This is a genomic window from Micromonospora chokoriensis, assembly GCF_900091505.1.
Classification (GTDB): domain Bacteria; phylum Actinomycetota; class Actinomycetes; order Mycobacteriales; family Micromonosporaceae; genus Micromonospora; species Micromonospora chokoriensis.
The window spans coordinates 1,186,909-1,202,202 of record NZ_LT607409.1 but is presented as its reverse complement, the minus strand read 5'-3'; the positions used below and the strand labels follow the sequence as shown (position 1 = coordinate 1,202,202).

The 15,294-nt window shown below is 72.7% G+C and carries 14 protein-coding genes; 8 read left to right on the top strand and 6 right to left on the bottom strand.

All coding sequences use genetic code 11. The features are described from left to right. Position 1 precedes the first annotated feature (1 nt). On the bottom strand, positions 2–553 hold the full coding sequence (locus GA0070612_RS05620) for a phosphoribosyltransferase family protein (RefSeq protein WP_088991288.1): 552 nt from the start codon (positions 551–553) through the stop codon (positions 2–4). 187 nt (positions 554–740) lie between these two features. Here GA0070612_RS05620 and GA0070612_RS05615 point away from each other — a divergent pair, with 187 nt between their 5' ends. The 4 genes from GA0070612_RS05615 to GA0070612_RS05600 all read left to right on the top strand — a co-directional run bounded on the left by GA0070612_RS05615 (position 741) and on the right by GA0070612_RS05600 (position 5,133). Beyond that, a complete protein-coding gene (locus tag GA0070612_RS05615; RefSeq protein WP_197699309.1) occupies positions 741–1,373 on the top strand; it encodes a septal ring lytic transglycosylase RlpA family protein in 633 nt (210 codons plus the stop codon). Positions 1,374–1,477: 104 nt separating this feature from the next. After that, a complete protein-coding gene (locus tag GA0070612_RS05610) occupies positions 1,478–2,602 on the top strand; it encodes a PP2C family protein-serine/threonine phosphatase (protein ID WP_088991287.1) in 1,125 nt (374 codons plus the stop codon). 129 nt (positions 2,603–2,731) lie between these two features. Then, positions 2,732–4,588: an acyl-CoA dehydrogenase gene (locus GA0070612_RS05605; RefSeq protein ID WP_088986957.1), complete on the top strand. Its 1,857-nt coding sequence runs from the start codon at positions 2,732–2,734 to the stop codon at positions 4,586–4,588. A 275-nt stretch (positions 4,589–4,863) separates the two neighbouring features. Beyond that, positions 4,864–5,133, top strand: coding sequence for a DUF6458 family protein (locus GA0070612_RS05600; RefSeq protein WP_030332052.1), 270 nt, complete (start codon positions 4,864–4,866; stop codon positions 5,131–5,133). Positions 5,134–5,185: 52 nt separating this feature from the next. Here GA0070612_RS05600 and GA0070612_RS05595 read toward each other — a convergent pair whose 3' ends face one another. Continuing rightward, positions 5,186–5,725, bottom strand: coding sequence for a SixA phosphatase family protein (locus GA0070612_RS05595; RefSeq protein ID WP_088986956.1), 540 nt, complete (start codon positions 5,723–5,725; stop codon positions 5,186–5,188). Positions 5,726–5,837: 112 nt separating this feature from the next. Here GA0070612_RS05595 and GA0070612_RS05590 point away from each other — a divergent pair, with 112 nt between their 5' ends. Continuing rightward, complete coding sequence (locus GA0070612_RS05590) at positions 5,838–6,125, top strand: DUF6458 family protein (RefSeq protein WP_088986955.1); 288 nt, start codon at positions 5,838–5,840, stop codon at positions 6,123–6,125. A gap of 416 nt (positions 6,126–6,541) precedes the next feature. Here GA0070612_RS05590 and trhA read toward each other — a convergent pair whose 3' ends face one another. Beyond that, positions 6,542–7,219 carry a PAQR family membrane homeostasis protein TrhA gene (gene trhA / locus GA0070612_RS05585; RefSeq protein ID WP_088986954.1) on the bottom strand — a complete coding sequence of 226 codons (678 nt, stop codon included), beginning with the start codon at positions 7,217–7,219 and terminating at the stop codon, positions 6,542–6,544. Between the two features lie 107 nt (positions 7,220–7,326). Between trhA and GA0070612_RS05580 the strand changes: the two genes are divergently transcribed. The 3 genes from GA0070612_RS05580 to GA0070612_RS05570 are packed head-to-tail and all read left to right on the top strand — an operon-like array spanning position 7,327 to position 9,858. Beyond that, positions 7,327–8,265, top strand: a complete 939-nt coding sequence (locus tag GA0070612_RS05580) for a 5-oxoprolinase subunit B family protein (protein ID WP_088986953.1) — start codon at positions 7,327–7,329, stop codon at positions 8,263–8,265. Beyond that, positions 8,262–9,125, top strand: a complete 864-nt coding sequence (locus GA0070612_RS05575; RefSeq protein WP_088986952.1) for a 5-oxoprolinase subunit C family protein — start codon at positions 8,262–8,264, stop codon at positions 9,123–9,125. The genes GA0070612_RS05580 and GA0070612_RS05575 overlap by 4 nt, the downstream gene beginning before the upstream one ends. After that, on the top strand, positions 9,109–9,858 hold the full coding sequence (locus tag GA0070612_RS05570) for a LamB/YcsF family protein (RefSeq protein ID WP_088986951.1): 750 nt from the start codon (positions 9,109–9,111) through the stop codon (positions 9,856–9,858). Before GA0070612_RS05575 ends, GA0070612_RS05570 begins: the two co-directional genes overlap by 17 nt. A 35-nt stretch (positions 9,859–9,893) precedes the next feature. Here the strand turns inward: GA0070612_RS05570 and GA0070612_RS05565 are convergent, their stop codons facing one another. From GA0070612_RS05565 to GA0070612_RS31780, 3 genes are all read right to left on the bottom strand, one after another. Further along, positions 9,894–11,732, bottom strand: coding sequence for an NHL domain-containing thioredoxin family protein (locus tag GA0070612_RS05565; protein ID WP_088986950.1), 1,839 nt, complete (start codon positions 11,730–11,732; stop codon positions 9,894–9,896). Positions 11,733–11,870: 138 nt separating this feature from the next. Next, positions 11,871–14,621 carry a hypothetical protein gene (locus GA0070612_RS05560; protein ID WP_088986949.1) on the bottom strand — a complete coding sequence of 917 codons (2,751 nt, stop codon included), beginning with the start codon at positions 14,619–14,621 and terminating at the stop codon, positions 11,871–11,873. A gap of 343 nt (positions 14,622–14,964) precedes the next feature. Continuing rightward, complete coding sequence (locus GA0070612_RS31780; RefSeq protein WP_167393602.1) at positions 14,965–15,102, bottom strand: hypothetical protein; 138 nt, start codon at positions 15,100–15,102, stop codon at positions 14,965–14,967. Between the last annotated feature and the right edge of the window lie 192 nt (positions 15,103–15,294).

Sequence of the window (15,294 nt, the reverse complement as noted above, 5' to 3'; positions counted from 1 at the left end):
GTCAAGCCGTCAGTTCCGCGGCGTTGATCAGGCCGGTGATCCGGAGGTCGGCAGCGACCTCGGGCGGGCAGTCGACGGCCACCACGGCTGCGCCCAGCACCTTGGCGCCCCGTGCGGCGCAGATGTCGTAGAGGGCGTGGATCTGCGCGCCCGTGCGGACCCAGTCGTCCACCACCAGCACCCGGTCGCCACTGCCGAGGTGCCGGTCCCGTACGGCCAGGTCGACCTGTCGACCCCGGTAGTCCGGTGGACTCTGCGCCCAGGTGAGCGGCCCGGCCGGCAGTCGCCCGTCGCCGGGTTTGTGGGCGGCCACGAAGCCGACGCCGAGTGCGGTGGCGGCCAGGGGCCCGAGCAGCAGCCCGGTGACCGCCGGGGCGAGCACCACGGTCGGCCGGGCGGCCCGGTACGGCCTCACCAGGGCCGGACCCAGTTCGGCCAGGACCGCCGGGTCCCGCCACCAACCGGAGATGTCGCTGACCAGGTGACTCGTGCCCGGGCCGGGGTCGATCCACCGGAACAGGGCGGCCAGGCGGTCGGTCAGCTCAGCGGGCATCCGCTCATCCTCCGGCACGGCCTGCCGACGTGTCGGCACCCGGGCCGGGCGGCCCACCCGGGGTCGGATGATCGGCTACACGTACCGGATCAAATACGGGCATACCACTATGATCACGTTGACTTCGGAAGTACTTCTCTCGTTACGGTCCGACCCGGTTTGTTCAGTCGACGAAAGGACCGGGCCGGTGGCAGGCAGGCACTCCCGTACCCGCATCTTCTCCTCTCCGGCGGGCATCGTGGCCACCGCGGCGGTCGGCGTCGCCCTCGCCGTCGGGGGCACGTTCGGTGCCGTGCAGCTGACCTCCGGTTCCGCCCCGTCAGGGCAGACGACCCTGGACCTCACCCCGACCACCGCCGCCAGCAGCCTCGCTCCCAGCTCGCCGGTCGCCTCTCCGAGCGCCAGCGCCTCCCCGAGCGCGTCCGCCAGTCCGTCGGCCACCCGCTCGCAGCAGGCCGCCTCCCGAAGCAAGGCCCGCACCGCGTCACCGAAGCCGAGCCCGACCGCCAAGAAGACCACGGCGGCGGCGAAGGTCCTGGACAGCGGCTCGTGTGGTGCCTCGTTCTACTCCGACGGGCAGCTCACCGCCAACGGCGAGTCGTTCAACCCGAACGCTCTGACCGCCGCGCACAAGACGCTGCCGTTCAACACCAAGGTCCGGGTGACCAACCCGGCCAACGGCAAGTCGGTGACGGTGCGGATCAACGACCGTGGCCCGTTCATCGACGGCCGTTGCCTGGACCTCTCCCGGGCCGCGTTCGCCACCATCGCCTCCGTCGACGTCGGCGCGCTCACCGTCCGCTACGAGGTCCTCGGCTGAGCGGGGCGGGTGACGCCGATTTGGTCGCCCGATTGGCCCGGCCGGTCAGAACCTCCTCGGACGACGGGTCAGGTTCATTCACCGATTCACGAGGATCAGGCAAACTGTCCCTCGTATCCACGCGATTCCTCCAGCCGGGCGGACGCCCGCTGAGCCCCGGATCCCGCGCCGGCCTCGGCGCGGCCCTCGTTCTGCTCGTGATCGTGTCGGCGGTGGAGGCGGCGGACGGCCGCTGGGCGCACTACGTCGGGCTGTTGGCCGCCGCGCCCTTCCTGGCCGCCGCGCTGGCCTCCTGGCCCGTGGTGCTCGGGGTGGGCGTCGGTGCGACAGTGGTCGGGGCCGCCTTCGCCCTGGCCGAGCCGACGATGTCGCTGGACACCTCGGTCGACGTGGTAGGGGTCGCGCTCGCCACCGGATTGGCGGTGGCGGTCACGTCGGTACGCCAGCGGCAGGCGGAGCAGATCGTCGAGTTGACCAGGCTCGCCTCGGTCGCCCAGCAGGCGGTGCTACGCCCGCTCGGGCCGCAGGTCGGCACGCTCTCGGTCGCCGGTCGCTACATCTCCTCCACCGCGACCGCCGAGATCGGCGGTGACCTGTACGAGGCGATCGACACGCCCTACGGCGTCCGCATGATCATCGGTGACGTACGCGGCAAGGGCCTGGACGCCGTCCGACTGGCGAGCATCGTCCTCGGGTCGTACCGGCACGTGGCGTACGAGCGGGCCGACCTGCGGGCCGTCGTCGCCGACCTGGACCGCGCGGTGGCCCGCAACGTCGGTGACGAGGACTTCGTGACCGCGGCGCTGGTCGAGGAGCGGGGCGGCACACTGACGATCGTCAACTGTGGGCACCCGCCACCCCTGCTGTTGCGTCGCGGCGCGGTGATCCCGTTGGAACCGCCGGCGCCGGCGCCTCCGCTCGGGTTCATGCCGGTGGTCCGCCCACGGGTCGAGCGCCTGGAGCCCGGGGACCGGCTGCTGCTGTTCACCGACGGGCTCGGCGAGGCGCGGCGGGACGGCGAGTTCTTTCCCACCGCCGACCGGGCCTGGCGGCTGCTCGGCCACGGCACTGTCGCCAACGGGCTGGCCTCGCTGGAGACGGCTCTGATCGAGTGGGTCCACGGACGTCTGGACGACGACATCGCGCTGGTCCTGATGGAGTACGTGGGTGCCCGCACCGGTGCGGCCGCGGCCGTTCCGAGCTGGGAGGTCGGGGCAGCCGAGAGCTGATCTCGCCCGCGCGCCGCGAAGCTGTGTAATCGCCGTCACTTGCGTGATCCGCTTGTCGCTGCCTACCCGCGAGTAATACAGTTGGGGTTACTGATCGGTAACACCTGTCCGGAAGCGGGGCCAGCGAGCATGACCCACTACAAGAGCAACCTGCGGGACCTTGAGTTCAACCTGTTCGAGGTCTTCGGGGCGGACCGGGCGTTCGGCCAGGAGCCGTACTCGGATCTCGACGCCGACACCGCCCGCAGCTTCCTCGCCGAGCTCGACCGTCTCGCTCGCGAGGACCTCGCCGCCAGCTACACGGACAGCGACCGCAACCCGCCGGTGTTCGACCCGGCCACGCACACCGCGCCCCTGCCGGCGTCGTTCAAGAAGTCCTACCAGGCATTCATGGACTCCGAGTTCTGGCGCCTGGACCTGCCGCCCGAGCTGGGTGGCACCAACGCACCCCGTGCCCTCTGGTGGGCGCTCGCCGAGCTGGTGCTCGGCTCGAACGCCCCCATCTGGATGTACGCCTCCGGCCCGTCCTTCGCGCACGTGCTGCACGTCGAGGGCACCGACCGGCAGAAGCAGTGGGCCAAGCTCTTCATCGACAAGCAGTGGGGCTCCACGATGGTCCTCACCGAGCCGGACGCCGGCTCGGACGTCGGCGCCGGCCGCGCCCGCGCGACGCAGCAGCCCGACGGCTCCTGGCACATCGAGGGCGTGAAGCGCTTCATCACCTCGGGTGAGCACGACCTGAGCGACAACATCGTGCACTACGTGCTGGCCCGCCCGGTCGGCGTGGAGGGCGTCGGTGGCCCCGGCACCAAGGGCCTGTCGCTCTTCGTGGTGCCGAAGTTCCACTTCGACGAGACCACCGGCGAGCTGGGCGAGCGCAACGGCGTCTACACCACGAACGTCGAGCACAAGATGGGCCTGAAGGTCTCCAACACCTGCGAGCTGACCTTCGGCGAGCACGGCGTACCGGCCAAGGGCTGGCTGCTCGGTGACAAGCACGACGGCATCCGGCAGATGTTCATGATCATTGAGTACGCCCGGATGCTTGTCGGCACCAAGGCGATCGCCACCCTCTCCACCGGCTACCTCAACGCCCTCGAGTACGCGAAGAGCCGGGTGCAGGGCGCCGACCTGATCCAGCAGGCGGACAAGGCCGCGCCTCGGGTCACCATCACCCACCACCCGGACGTTCGTCGCTCGCTGCTGCTGCAGAAGTCGTACGCCGAGGGTCTTCGTGCTCTGGTCCTCTACACCGCCTCCTGGCAGGACAGGGTCGCGATCGCCGAGGCTGCCGGCGACGAGAAGGCCACCAAGCTGGCCAAGCGGGTCAACGACCTGCTGCTGCCGCTGGTCAAGGGTGTCGGTTCGGAGCGCGCCTACGAGTTGCTCGGGCACGAGTCGCTGCAGACCTTCGGTGGTTCCGGGTTCCTCCAGGACTACCCGCTGGAGCAGTACGTCCGCGACGCCAAGATCGACACTCTGTACGAGGGCACCACCGCCATCCAGAGCCTGGACCTGATCTTCCGCAAGATCGTCCGGGACAACGGCAAGGCGCTGATGGCGGTAGCCGGCGAGATCCAGGAGTTCATCTCCTCCGAGGCGGGCAACGGCCAGCTCAAGGAGGAGCGGCAGGCGCTCGGTAAGGCCCTGGCCGAGGTCCAGAACATCCTGGGCGTGATGACCGGTTGGCTGGGCGAGGCACAGGGTGGCGACACCCGGGCGCTGTACAAGGTCGGGCTCAGCAGCCGGCGCTTCCTGCTGGCGATCGGTGACCTGGTCGTCGGCTGGCTGCTCCAGCGGCAGGCCGACGTGGCGCTGAAGGCCCTCGCCGGCGAGGTCTCCCCCAGCGACAAGGCGTTCTACACCGGCAAGGTGGCCGCTGCCCGTTTCTTCGCCCGCGAGGTCCTGCCCCGCATCGGCGCCGACCGGCGGATCATCGAGGGTGCCGACCTCGACATCATGGACCTCCCGGAGGAGGCCTTCTGACCGTGCCACGGCACGGCTGACGGTTCCGGGTCGCACCACCCGGGCCGACACCGACGGCCGGCGAGGGCCAACTGCCCCCGCCGGCCGCCGCCGTTTCCGGGCGCCCGCCAGTGGCGGCGGCGTTCATCGCGGTGTCGCACCGGCGGCTGACGCTGCGGGCAGCGTGAACACGCATTGGGCCAGCCCGGCCGGGTATGCCGGCGTCGTGACGGGTAACCGTCGCGTGACCTCGAAAGGGAACGCCCAGAGCCACCGCACGGGGGAGTGCAGCGCATATGGGTGTAGGAAGCGGCATCTTTCTCATCGCGATCGGCGCGATCCTGACCTTCGCGCTGAGAGCCAACGTCTGGTGGATCGACGTACGGGCGGTCGGCTGGGTCTTCATCCTGGCCGGGCTGGCCGTACTGCTGACCACGCTCTGGTTCTGGCAGGACCGGCGTAAGCGGGCCCGGACCCTCATCGTGGAGGAGAACCGGCTCTCTCATCCGACCGCGATGATGCCGCCGCCGCCGGACCCGCCGCCACCGACCGCCCCGCCGTCCTGAGCGCGGCCCGGGCGCGTACTCCTGAGCCACCCGCCGGTCACCGGCGGGTGGCTCAGTCGCGTGCGGTGTGCCCCGCCGTGATCGGGGCTCCCGCCCGGCTCAACCCCGCCCAGTCGAATCGGCCACGGTGTACCGCCAACTCGGCGGTACGCAGACCCTCCTCGGCAGCCCCGTCCGGATCGAGGAGCGCCGAGAGTAGCGAAATGCCCGGGTTATGAGCAATCAGTAGTGCGGTCCGGGCCGCCGGGTCGACAGTGCGGACCAGCGCCAACAACTCCTCCGGGTGGGCGTCGTACGCCCCGGGCTCGTAACGGACGGTCGGTCGAGGACCACTCGGACCACCCTCCGGCGGTGAACCGGTCATCCCCATCGCCACCCCGTGCCAGGTCTGCCGGGTGCGTCTTGCGGTCGAGCAGATCACCACGTCGGGCAGCAGGCCGCTCCGCGCCAGCCAGGCACCCGCCGCCGCCGCGTCAGACTCCCCCCGTGCGCTGAGCGGTCGTTCGGCGTCGTCCGCCGCGTCGCTGCCCTGCTCGGCCTTGGCGTGCCGCAGCAGGACCAGTGTCCGTGTGTCGGGGTCGGCGTCCGTCATGCCACCAGCTTGCCCGATTGGCGATCTCCGTGCCTGGGTAAGTCAATGCCTGCCGCACCCCTACCGACGGCCGCGGCGCGTCGTACGCCAGGTTAGAGCCGAGGAGCGAGACATGGGCATTGGTGGCAGCATCTTCTTGATCGCGCTCGGCGCGATCTTCGCATTCGCCGTGGAGGCCGACCTGGGCTGGTTGAACCTGTCCGTGGTCGGCTGGGTGCTGATGCTGGCCGGTGTCGCCGGCCTGCTCGCCACCCTCTACTTCTGGAACAGTCGCCGCCGCACGGTGGTCGCCGCCCCGGTACGCGAGGAGCGCGTCGTGGCCGACCGGGTCGTGCCGGTCCAGGACGACCAGGTCATGCGGGAGTACCGCGAGGTTCGCCGCCCGGGCCACCCGGTCTGATCCCCACTCGCGCACTCCGGGGTCCCGCAGCGTCGCGGGGCCCCGGCTCGCGTTTCACCCCAGTCCCTGCGCGCGCCGCGAGCCCGCCGCCCCATCCCCGCCGCGACGCCTGCCCTGCCCCGCCCCCGCCTGCGCCTGGCAAGATCCGCACACTTGCGGTGAAGTTGCTGTCTGCGGGCGCGTTGAGGCAGCAGTTTCACCGAAGTTGCGCGGATCTTGAGGTCTGCCCGGTGCTGGGGCACGGCGAATCGCCCGGAGATCGTGCTCGATCCAGGAAGGAGGGCCTTCGGGACGCGACCGAGGCCACTACATCCTTGATCAAGCACGAGCATGGTGGCCGCGGCCGTGGTGTTGCCCGCCGGACGGCGTTGCTGGTGTGTGTTCGCCCGGCTGCGCCTGCGCCCCGGCCGTCTGAGTCAGGCGAACAGCGCGAAGTAGATCGCGATGTGGTGGCAGAGCGCCGCCAGCAGCGTGCAGGCGTGGAAGAACTCGTGGTGACCGAAGACGGTCGGCCACGGATTGGGCCGCCGCAACGCGTAGAAGACCGCGCCGATGCTGTAGATCAGGCCGCCGACGATCAGCAGCACCAGCGCCGCGACCCCGCCGCCGTGCAGGATCTCCGGCAGCATGGCCACCGACACCCAGCCCAGCGCCAGGTAGAGCGGCGCGGACACCCAGCGCGGCGCGTGCGGCCAGACCACCTTGAGAGCCACGCCGGCCAGCGCCCCGCCCCAGACCAGGGCCAGCATCACGGTGGCCGGCCGGGGCGCGAGCAGCATCACGCAGAACGGTGTGTACGTGCCGGCGATGAACACGAAGATCATCGAGTGGTCCATCCGCCGCATCACCTGGTAGCCGCGCTCCGACCACACTCGACGGTGGTACAGCGCGCTCGTGCCGAAGAGCCCGCAGACCGTCAGGCTGTAGATGAGGCAGCTCACCAGGGGTGCCCAGCCCGGTCGGGTGGCGGCGATCGAGCAGAGCACGATGCCGCAGACCAGGGCGACGAAGAAGGCGTACGTGTGCAGCCAGCCGCGCATCCGGGGCTTACCGATGTCGACCGGCTTCAGGCGAAGCGGGGCGGAGGTGGTCACGACATCAGGTTACGGCACCGTAGGTTACTTTCAAGTAGTCGCGTCGGTGACGCCCGGCACCGACATCGTGAACACCGCGACCCCGGGCCATCGGCGAAGATGAACCGATGCGGATCCGGCCCGTCGGGGCGCACGCCCTGCTACTCGACTGCACCACCACCACCGACGACGGCGTGCCCGACGACGTACCCGAGGTCGACCTGGTCGAAGCGTGGCGGGCCGAACTGTGGCGGCGTCGGGAACAGGGCGACCTGGTCGCCGTCGAGATCGTGCCGGCGGCCGGCACCGTCCTGCTCGACGGTCTGCCCGACCCGAGCGCCACGGCCGAGCAACTGGCCCGTTGGGCGGGGGACGTCGCCGCCGCGACAAACCGCCCCGACAGACTCGCCGCCCCCACAGCCGCCCCGCCCGCAGACGGCGACGCCACCGCCCCGCCCGCAGACGGCGACGCCACCGCCCGGCCCGCAGACGGCGACGCCACCGCCCCGCCCGCAGACGGCGACGCCACCGCCCGGCCCGCAGACGGCGACGCCACCGCCCGGCCCGCAGACGGCGACGCCACCGCCCGGGCCACCGACCGCGACGCCACCGCTCTGCCCGCAGACCGCGACGCCGTCGCCCGGGTTAGCGGTCTCGACGCCACTGCCGGCACACCCGACCGTGCCGCCACGGAGGTCGTCGTCCCGGTCTGTTTCGACGGGCCGGACCTGCCGACAGTGGCCGAGTACTGGAACGTGGACGTGCCCACCGTTCTGCGCCGGCTGACCAGCACCCGGTTCCGGGTCGCGTTCTGTGGATTCGCCCCCGGTTTCCCCTACCTGACCGGGCTGCCGGCCGAGCTGGCGCTGCCCCGGCTGGCCACCCCCCGGCCCCGGGTGCCGGCCGGCTCGGTCGCCCTCGCCGGCCCGTACGCCGGCATCTATCCGGGTGCGTCACCGGGTGGCTGGCAGTTGGTCGGCCGCACCGAACTGGTCCTCTTCGACGTCCATGCCGACCCACCGGCCCGGCTCGGCCCGGGAACCTCGGTTCGGATGGTGGCGACGTGACCCACCCGCCCACCATCGAGGTGCTCCGCGCCGGAGCCCTCACCACGGTGCAGGACCTGGGCCGGCCCGGCTGGGCGCACCTGGGCGTACCCCGTTCCGGTGCCCTCGACCCGGCGGCGTTGCGGCTGGCCAACCGGCTGGTCGGCAACCCCGAGCACGCCGCCGGGCTGGAGATCACCCTGACCGGCTGCACGCTGCGGCTGACCCGAGCCACCACTGTCGCGCTCACCGGTGCCGAGGTCACGGTCCTGGCGGGTGCCCGGCCCGCCGACACCGGACGCCCACTCACGGTGCCGGCCGGAACGGTGCTGCGGATCGGTCCCGCCCGGCAGGGCGTACGGAGCTGGCTGGCGGTGGCGGGTGGCATCGACGTGTCGCCGGTGCTCGGCAGTCGGGCCACCGACACCCTCTCCGGGCTCGGCCCGCCCCCACTGCGCGACGGCGACCGACTGCCGCTGGGCCAGCCGATCGGCGCACCCGCCCCGGTGGACCTGACCGTGTGCCCGACACCCCCGCCCGAGCTGCGGTTGACGCTGCGCCTCGGCCCGCGCGACGACTGGTTCACGCCGACCGCGCTCGACCGGCTGTTCGGCACCGCGTACACCCTCAGCCCGGTGAGCAACCGGGTCGGCGCGCGACTCGCCGGCGTGCCCCTGCCCCGCGCGGTCGCCGGCGAACTGCCCAGCGAGGGCATCGTGCTCGGCGCGGTGCAGGTACCGGCGGACGGACAACCGCTGATCTTCCTGGCGGACCATCCGACCACCGGCGGATACCCAGTCGTCGGGGTGGTCACCGACGTGACCCCGCTCGCGCAGGCCCGGCCAGGGACTACCGTCAGGTTCCATGGACCTCAACGCTGACCTCGGCGAGGGATTCGGCATCTGGCGACTCGGCGACGACGAGGCGCTGCTCAGCCTCGTCACCTCCGCCAACGTCGCCTGCGGCTTCCACGGCGGCGACCCGTCCACCATGCGACGGGTCTGCGAGGACGCCGCGCGGCGGGGGGTCGCGGTGGGCGCGCAGGTCGGCTACCGGGACCTGGCCGGCTTCGGCCGGCGACACATCGCGTACGACTTCGCGGAGCTACGCGACGAGGTGACCTACCAGCTCGGTGCGCTGAACGCGTTCTGCCGGTTGTTCGGCACCCGGGTCCGCTACCTCAAGCCGCACGGCGCGCTCTACCACGCGACCAGCACCGACGAATCCCAGGCGGCGGCGGTGGTCGCCGCGGTCACCGGCTACGACCCCGAGTTACCCGTCCTCTGCCTACCCGGCTCGACGCTGGCCCAACTCGCCGTCGGCGCGGGCCTGCCAGTGGTCGCCGAGGCCTTCGCCGACCGCGCGTACCTGCCCAACGGGGCGTTGGTGCCCCGAGGCACCGCCGGCGCCGTGATCAGCGACCCGGAGCAGGTGGCCGAAAGGGCGGTACGGATGGCCGTCGAACGGGTCGTGGTGGCGGTGGACGGCACCGTCATCCCCTGCTCGGTCGACTCGATCTGCGTACACGGCGACACCCCGGGCGCCGTCTCCGCCGCCGAACTGGTCCGCGCCACCCTGATCGACGCCGGCGTGTCCCTGGCACCGTTCGCGTGAGTGCAGGGGCCCGCCCGGGCCCCTCCACTCACGCGTCAGGCGTCCAGGCCGCGCAGCACCAACGGAAGCCGGGTCACCGCGCCGTCGACCACCCGGACCGGTACGCCCCAGTCCTGCCGGGTCAGGTGGCACGCCGCGTGCTCGACATCGGCGTCGCAGGTCGCCGCCTGGGCGGTCACCTGCAACACCCCGGCGGTGACCTCGCCGTTCAGCACCAGTCGACGGGACAGCTCGGTGCCCGTGCCGGCACCCTCCACCAGCAGTTCCGGCGGCGACGCGGACACCACCAACCGGGTCGACGGCCCGTACGTCTCGTCCAGCTTCTGCCCCGGCGCCGGGGTGAAGACGATGTCCAGGGTGACCTCACCGGCCGAGACGTCGGTCGGCTTGCGCTCGGTACGGTGCCGGGGCCCGTCCACCGTGCTGGCGCCCGCCGCCGACAGGGCGCCCGGAGCGAGTCGCGTCAACCGGTGCGCGGCCGACTCCACCACCAGCACCTCACCGGCCGGGGTGAGCACCAGGTCACTGGGCTCCGCCAACCCGTCGGCGACGGTGGAGACCTGGTTGCTGTCCGGGTCGAAACGGCGCACCGCCCCGTTGTACGTGTCCGCGATCAGCACCGAACCGTCCGGCAACGCGCACACGCCCAGCGGGTGCTGGAGCAGCGCCGACTCCGCCGGCCCGTCCACGTGCCCGAAGTCGAACAGGCCCTGCCCGACGGCAGTGCCCAGCACCCCGTTCTCGATGTAACGGACCGCGCTGGTCTCACTGTCGGCGATCCAGAGCCGGGTGCCGTCGGCGGAGGCGGAGAGCCCGGACGGCTGGGCCATCCACGCCTCGGCCAGCGGGCCGTCGCGCAGAGCCTCGACGGTGGTGCCCGCGTACATGCCGGCGGTCCGCTTGATCGGGTCGAACCACCAGAGCTGGTGGATGCCGGCCATCGCGATGATCAGCTTGTCGTCGTACCAGGCCAGATCCCACGGGGACGAGAGATCGACGGCGAGCGCGTCGTGGGCGTGGTCGTCGACCTCGGCACGCCACTGCCGGCCGCTGCCGGCCACTGTCACGACCTCGCCGGACTCCAGTCGTACGCCGCGCAGCAGGTGGTTGACCGTGTCGGCCACCACCAGGTCGTAGCCGGCGACCTCGGCGACATGAGTGGGCAGCAGGCACACCCCCTGCGGCTCGGAGAACGTCGCCGCGGCAGCCGGCCCGTCGGCGCGGCCCCGCTCACCCGAGCCGATCCGGCGCACCGGCGTCTCGCCGTCCGGTGCCACCTCCACCAGCGAGTGCCGGGCCGAGTCCGACACCAGCAGATTGCCGTTCGGCAGCTGCGTGGCCTTGCCCGGGAAGCGCAGCGCCGTCTCGGGTGCCGGCGGCGGAACGTACGGCCCGTCGCCCCGGTGCAGGGTGCCCTTGGCCTCGTGGGTGGCGACCAGCTCGTCGATCAACCGGGCGAGCCCTTCGGCGTGCCCCTCGCCCGCCATGGTCGCGACGACGTACCCCTCGGGGTCGATCACCGACAGCGTCGGCCAGGCCCGGGCCGCGTACTGCTGCCACATGTCCATCTCGGGATCGTCGAGCACGGGGTGGTGCACCCCGTACCGCTCGACGGCGGCGGCGAGCGCGTCCGGGTCCTTCTCGTGCTCGAACTTCGGCGAGTGCACGCCGATCACGACGAGCACGTCACCGTACTTCTCCTCCAACGGGCGCAACTCGTCGAGGACGTGCAGGCAGTTGATACAGCAGAACGTCCAAAAGTCCGCGATTACGATCTTGCCGCGAAGGTCCTGCAAGGTCAGATTCCGGCCGCCGGTGTTGAGCCACTGCCGGCCCCGCAGTTCGGGCGCCCGTACACGCGCTGTCGTTCCCATGCCCTCAGCCTGCCACGCCCGGCGGGCACGATCGCCGTGACCCGGACGACAGCGCCGCCCCACGGGTGACATCCCGGGGCTCGACCGGGTACGACGACGGCGGGGTCACGGTCGCCCGTGACCCCGCCGTCGGTGGAGTTACTTCGTGGCCGGCTTGAGGCAGAGCACCCGGTTGGCGCCGTCGCCGGGCAGCACCACGTGCGGCTGCGTCGTGTCGGTGCACTTCTCCTTCGCGTCCACCTTCGACACGATCGTGAAAGCGCCCGCCTCGCCGCAGTCCGCCGCCGAAGCGCCACCCTGACCGGACTGCTTCACGCAGGTGCCGACCGCCGGGTCGAAGGCCGGCGTGTCGTCGCCACCGAACTTGCCGAGCAGCATCAGCAGACCGAGCGGCACCGCCAGGATCAGGACGGCGGCGATCAGGACCGCGGCCAGCACCCGGCCGTTGCGTACCTTCGGCGCCGGCGGTTCCACCTTCGGCGCGTCGGCGTCCGGCTTGAACGCGTCGAACCGGCCCTGGTCCGCTTGGCCGTCGTCCTGGCCCCAGGACGACGGGGGCTGCTGTGCGGGCGGGAACGCCGGCGGGAAGTTACCGCCCGGCACCGGTTCGGTCGCCGGCCCGGCACCGAAGCCCGGCCCGCCGAAACCACCGGAGTTCGGTCCACCGAAGTCCACAGCGCCGAAGGCGGTGGTGCCGTTGACCGCGGCGGTGCCGGCGGCCGGTGAACCGGTGCCGCCGAACTGGTCGGCTGGCCGTTCGGCTCCGGAGTGCGGCCGGTTGCCGTTGACCGGCCGGTTGTTGCCGGGCGTGTCGACGAAGGACGGCACACCCGGCGGGAACGCGGGCGGTGCCGACGGAGCCTCACCGAACGCGTTGGGTGCGGGCTGCCGGTCGTCGAAGCGCGGGTCGGCTGCGGGCTCGCCACCCCAGCCGGGGACGCCCTGCCGCTGCGCGTCGTCCTGCCACTCGGGCACGACCGGGCGCTGCGGCTCCTGCTGCCAGTCCGGCGTGGCCGGGCGCTGTGGATCCTGCTGCCACTCCGGTGCGGCCGGGCGCTGCGGCTCCTGCTGCCAGTCCGGCGTGGCCTGGCGCTCGGCGGCCGGCTCAGCCTGGAACGGCTCCGGCTCCGGCTCGTTCTCCGGCTCGGGCCGAGCCGGGCGGCCGTACACCCGAGGTTGCGGCGAGGCCGTGCTCGCCGGACGGACGGCCTGGTCCGTCGGGGGCATCACCCGGCTGGCCAGCGGCACCGAGGCGCTCGCCGTGGCCCGGGCGACACCGGCCGCCGGCTCGGCCTCCGGCGCCGGTACGGCAGCACGACCCGCGCCGGACTCCGGAGAGGTACGCGGGGCGGGCACCACCGCGCCGCTCGCGGAAGCGTCCTCGGCGCGACCCCAGCCGGCCGGCTCCGCCTCGTACTGGGCGGCGGCGTCCGACGCCTCCCGCTCGGCGTACGCGGGCTGCTCGGGGATCGGGGCGAACTGGGCCTGCGGCGGCGCGTAGTCGGCCGGCGGGATCGCGGCCAGGCTGGCGCCCGGCACCCGCTGCTCCTGCGGGGGCAGCGGCACCGCGTTCGCCGGCGAGATGCCCGGTGCGGGCCCGGGCTGGTAGGCGGGGGCATCGTCGGCGCGGTCGGCTTCCCAGCCACCACGGGACTGGGCGGACGCTTCCGCCTCGGCGCGACCCCACACCTCACCGGGCGCCCACGGTTCGGCCTCCGGCACGGCGGGAGCGTTCGGTGCCGGGTTGTTCGGCGTGGCAGGCCAGCCGGGCGCGCCGTCGTTACCGGGCACGCTGGCGCTGGCGCGAGCGGGCAGGCCGCTCTGCTCCGGCGGGGTCCACGCCGCCGGCTCCGGACGCTCGGTCGGCTGGTCCTGGGGTGCCAGCACCCAGTCGGGCTGCTGCGGACGGCCCTCGGCGCCCTGCCAGGCGGCGGGTTGCGCGGGCTGGTCCTGGCGTGCGTCGCCGCCGTCGTTCCAGGCGGCGGGCTGCGCCTGCTGCTGTGCTGCCCACCCGCCGGACTGCGCCGGGTCGTCCTGGCCGGGCCGGCTCGGCGCCGGCACCTGGGCTGCCCCACGGGCGGCGGTCGGCGGGGCTGCCTGGCCCCAGGCGGGGGCGGACTGCTCCTGCGGCTCTGCGGGCTGGCCCCAGGTCGGCGGTGACTGCTCGGCCGGCGTCCACACCGGCTGGTCGTCCCGCGCAGTGGTGCCGGCGGGCCAGCCGCCGTTGCCGGGCGCGTCGTCCTGCTGGGCGCCGCCGGACCAACCACCGGCCTGCGGCGGCTCGGGCTGCTGCGACTCGGCACCGCGCCAGTCACCAGCGGGCGGGTTGGCCTGCGCGGCGGCACCCCAGCCGCCGGACTGGGCCGGGTCTTCCTGGGCGGGCCAGGCGGCGGTGGCCGGAGGCACCTGCGCGGCACCCCTCGCGGCCGGCTGGGCCTGCACCCACTCGGGCTGCTCGGCGGCGCCCGGGGTCCAGTTGGGTGCCGGCGAGGTCTGCTCGGCCGGCGTCCAACCCTGCTGTTGCGCGGCCCCCCACGTGCCGGGCTGGGCCGGGGCTGGTGCGCCGTCGTTGCCGGGCCAGCCGCCGGGCTGCTGCTGTGGCGGCTCGCTCGTGCCGCCGCCTGCGGCCCAGGCGGGCTGCGCCGGGTCGTTGGACTGCGGGGCAGCACCCCAGGCGGGGGCGGGCGGCTGCTCAGCCGGGGTCGCCCAGGCCGGCGTCGACGGGTTGGGCCGCGTCGGCGGCGGGGGCGCCCAGCCCAGATCAGGGCCGGCGGCGTTCTGGCCGTTGTCCGGCTGCGCCGGGCGGTCGCCGTACGGCGCCGGTCCGCCGGCGCCCGGTGACACCTCGTCCGGCTCTTGGCCGGGACGGTGCGGGCCCTCGGACGTCATGGGTGCGCCTCCTCCATCACATGTCGGCTCGCCGGTGCCGATCGGTCTCCTCGGCATGGCTGCCGGCGTCACCGGCGTACCGCTGTGCCGGCTCCCCGCACGGTATCGGGTAGCGGCACGGCGCGTCCAAGGAGCACTGGTCGTCACTGTGCGTGGCCGGTCGGTGTCGAGCAGCTTCTGTCAGCTCGGCCTCTGCCGGGTCGGCGGGCGGCGACCGAAGCCCACCGTACCGGGCGCTGCGGCAGGGCGGAATCCCGGTGGTGGGTGGTGGGAAACGTCGATGGCCCACCCGGTGGGCCGGGTGGGCCATCGATCTGGAGGAGGTGCGGAATGTCGTGGAGCGTCAGCTCATGTGACGCTGGGCGATGACGAGGATCTCCTCGCGGACCGCCGGCGAGTTCGCCGAGCGCAGCGCGTGCTCGATGGCACGGGCGCGGCGGTTGGCGTCGCGGTGGTTGCGGATTCGCTCGATCATGCTCATTGGTGGGTCCCCCTAGCTATTCGGTTGTCAGCCCCTGATGCGTCTATTCAACAGCAGGAGCCGGTGAAATTCCATCGATTATTAGGTGAGCTGGGACACCTGCCTAACAATCAAAGGTCAACAGGCGTCCTGGCCGACTGATTCGTCGCCCAAACGACACGGCCGGTGTGCCGGGCGTTAACCCGTGGCACA

What these genes read in the sequence shown, in the direction of transcription:
- GA0070612_RS05620 (WP_088991288.1), bottom strand. Translation starts at nt 553, where the DNA reads ATGCCCGCTGAGCTGACCGACCGCCTGGCCGCCCTGTTCCGGTGGATC.
- GA0070612_RS05605 (WP_088986957.1), top strand. Translation starts at nt 2,732, where the DNA reads ATGACCCACTACAAGAGCAACCTGCGGGACCTTGAGTTCAACCTGTTC.
- GA0070612_RS05600 (WP_030332052.1), top strand. Translation starts at nt 4,864, where the DNA reads ATGGGTGTAGGAAGCGGCATCTTTCTCATCGCGATCGGCGCGATCCTG.
- GA0070612_RS05595 (WP_088986956.1), bottom strand. Translation starts at nt 5,725, where the DNA reads ATGACGGACGCCGACCCCGACACACGGACACTGGTCCTGCTGCGGCAC.
- GA0070612_RS05590 (WP_088986955.1), top strand. Translation starts at nt 5,838, where the DNA reads ATGGGCATTGGTGGCAGCATCTTCTTGATCGCGCTCGGCGCGATCTTC.
- GA0070612_RS05580 (WP_088986953.1), top strand. Translation starts at nt 7,327, where the DNA reads ATGCGGATCCGGCCCGTCGGGGCGCACGCCCTGCTACTCGACTGCACC.
- GA0070612_RS05570 (WP_088986951.1), top strand. Translation starts at nt 9,109, where the DNA reads ATGGACCTCAACGCTGACCTCGGCGAGGGATTCGGCATCTGGCGACTC.
- GA0070612_RS05565 (WP_088986950.1), bottom strand. Translation starts at nt 11,732, where the DNA reads ATGGGAACGACAGCGCGTGTACGGGCGCCCGAACTGCGGGGCCGGCAG.
- GA0070612_RS05560 (WP_088986949.1), bottom strand. Translation starts at nt 14,621, where the DNA reads ATGACGTCCGAGGGCCCGCACCGTCCCGGCCAAGAGCCGGACGAGGTG.
- GA0070612_RS31780 (WP_167393602.1), bottom strand. Translation starts at nt 15,102, where the DNA reads ATGAGCATGATCGAGCGAATCCGCAACCACCGCGACGCCAACCGCCGC.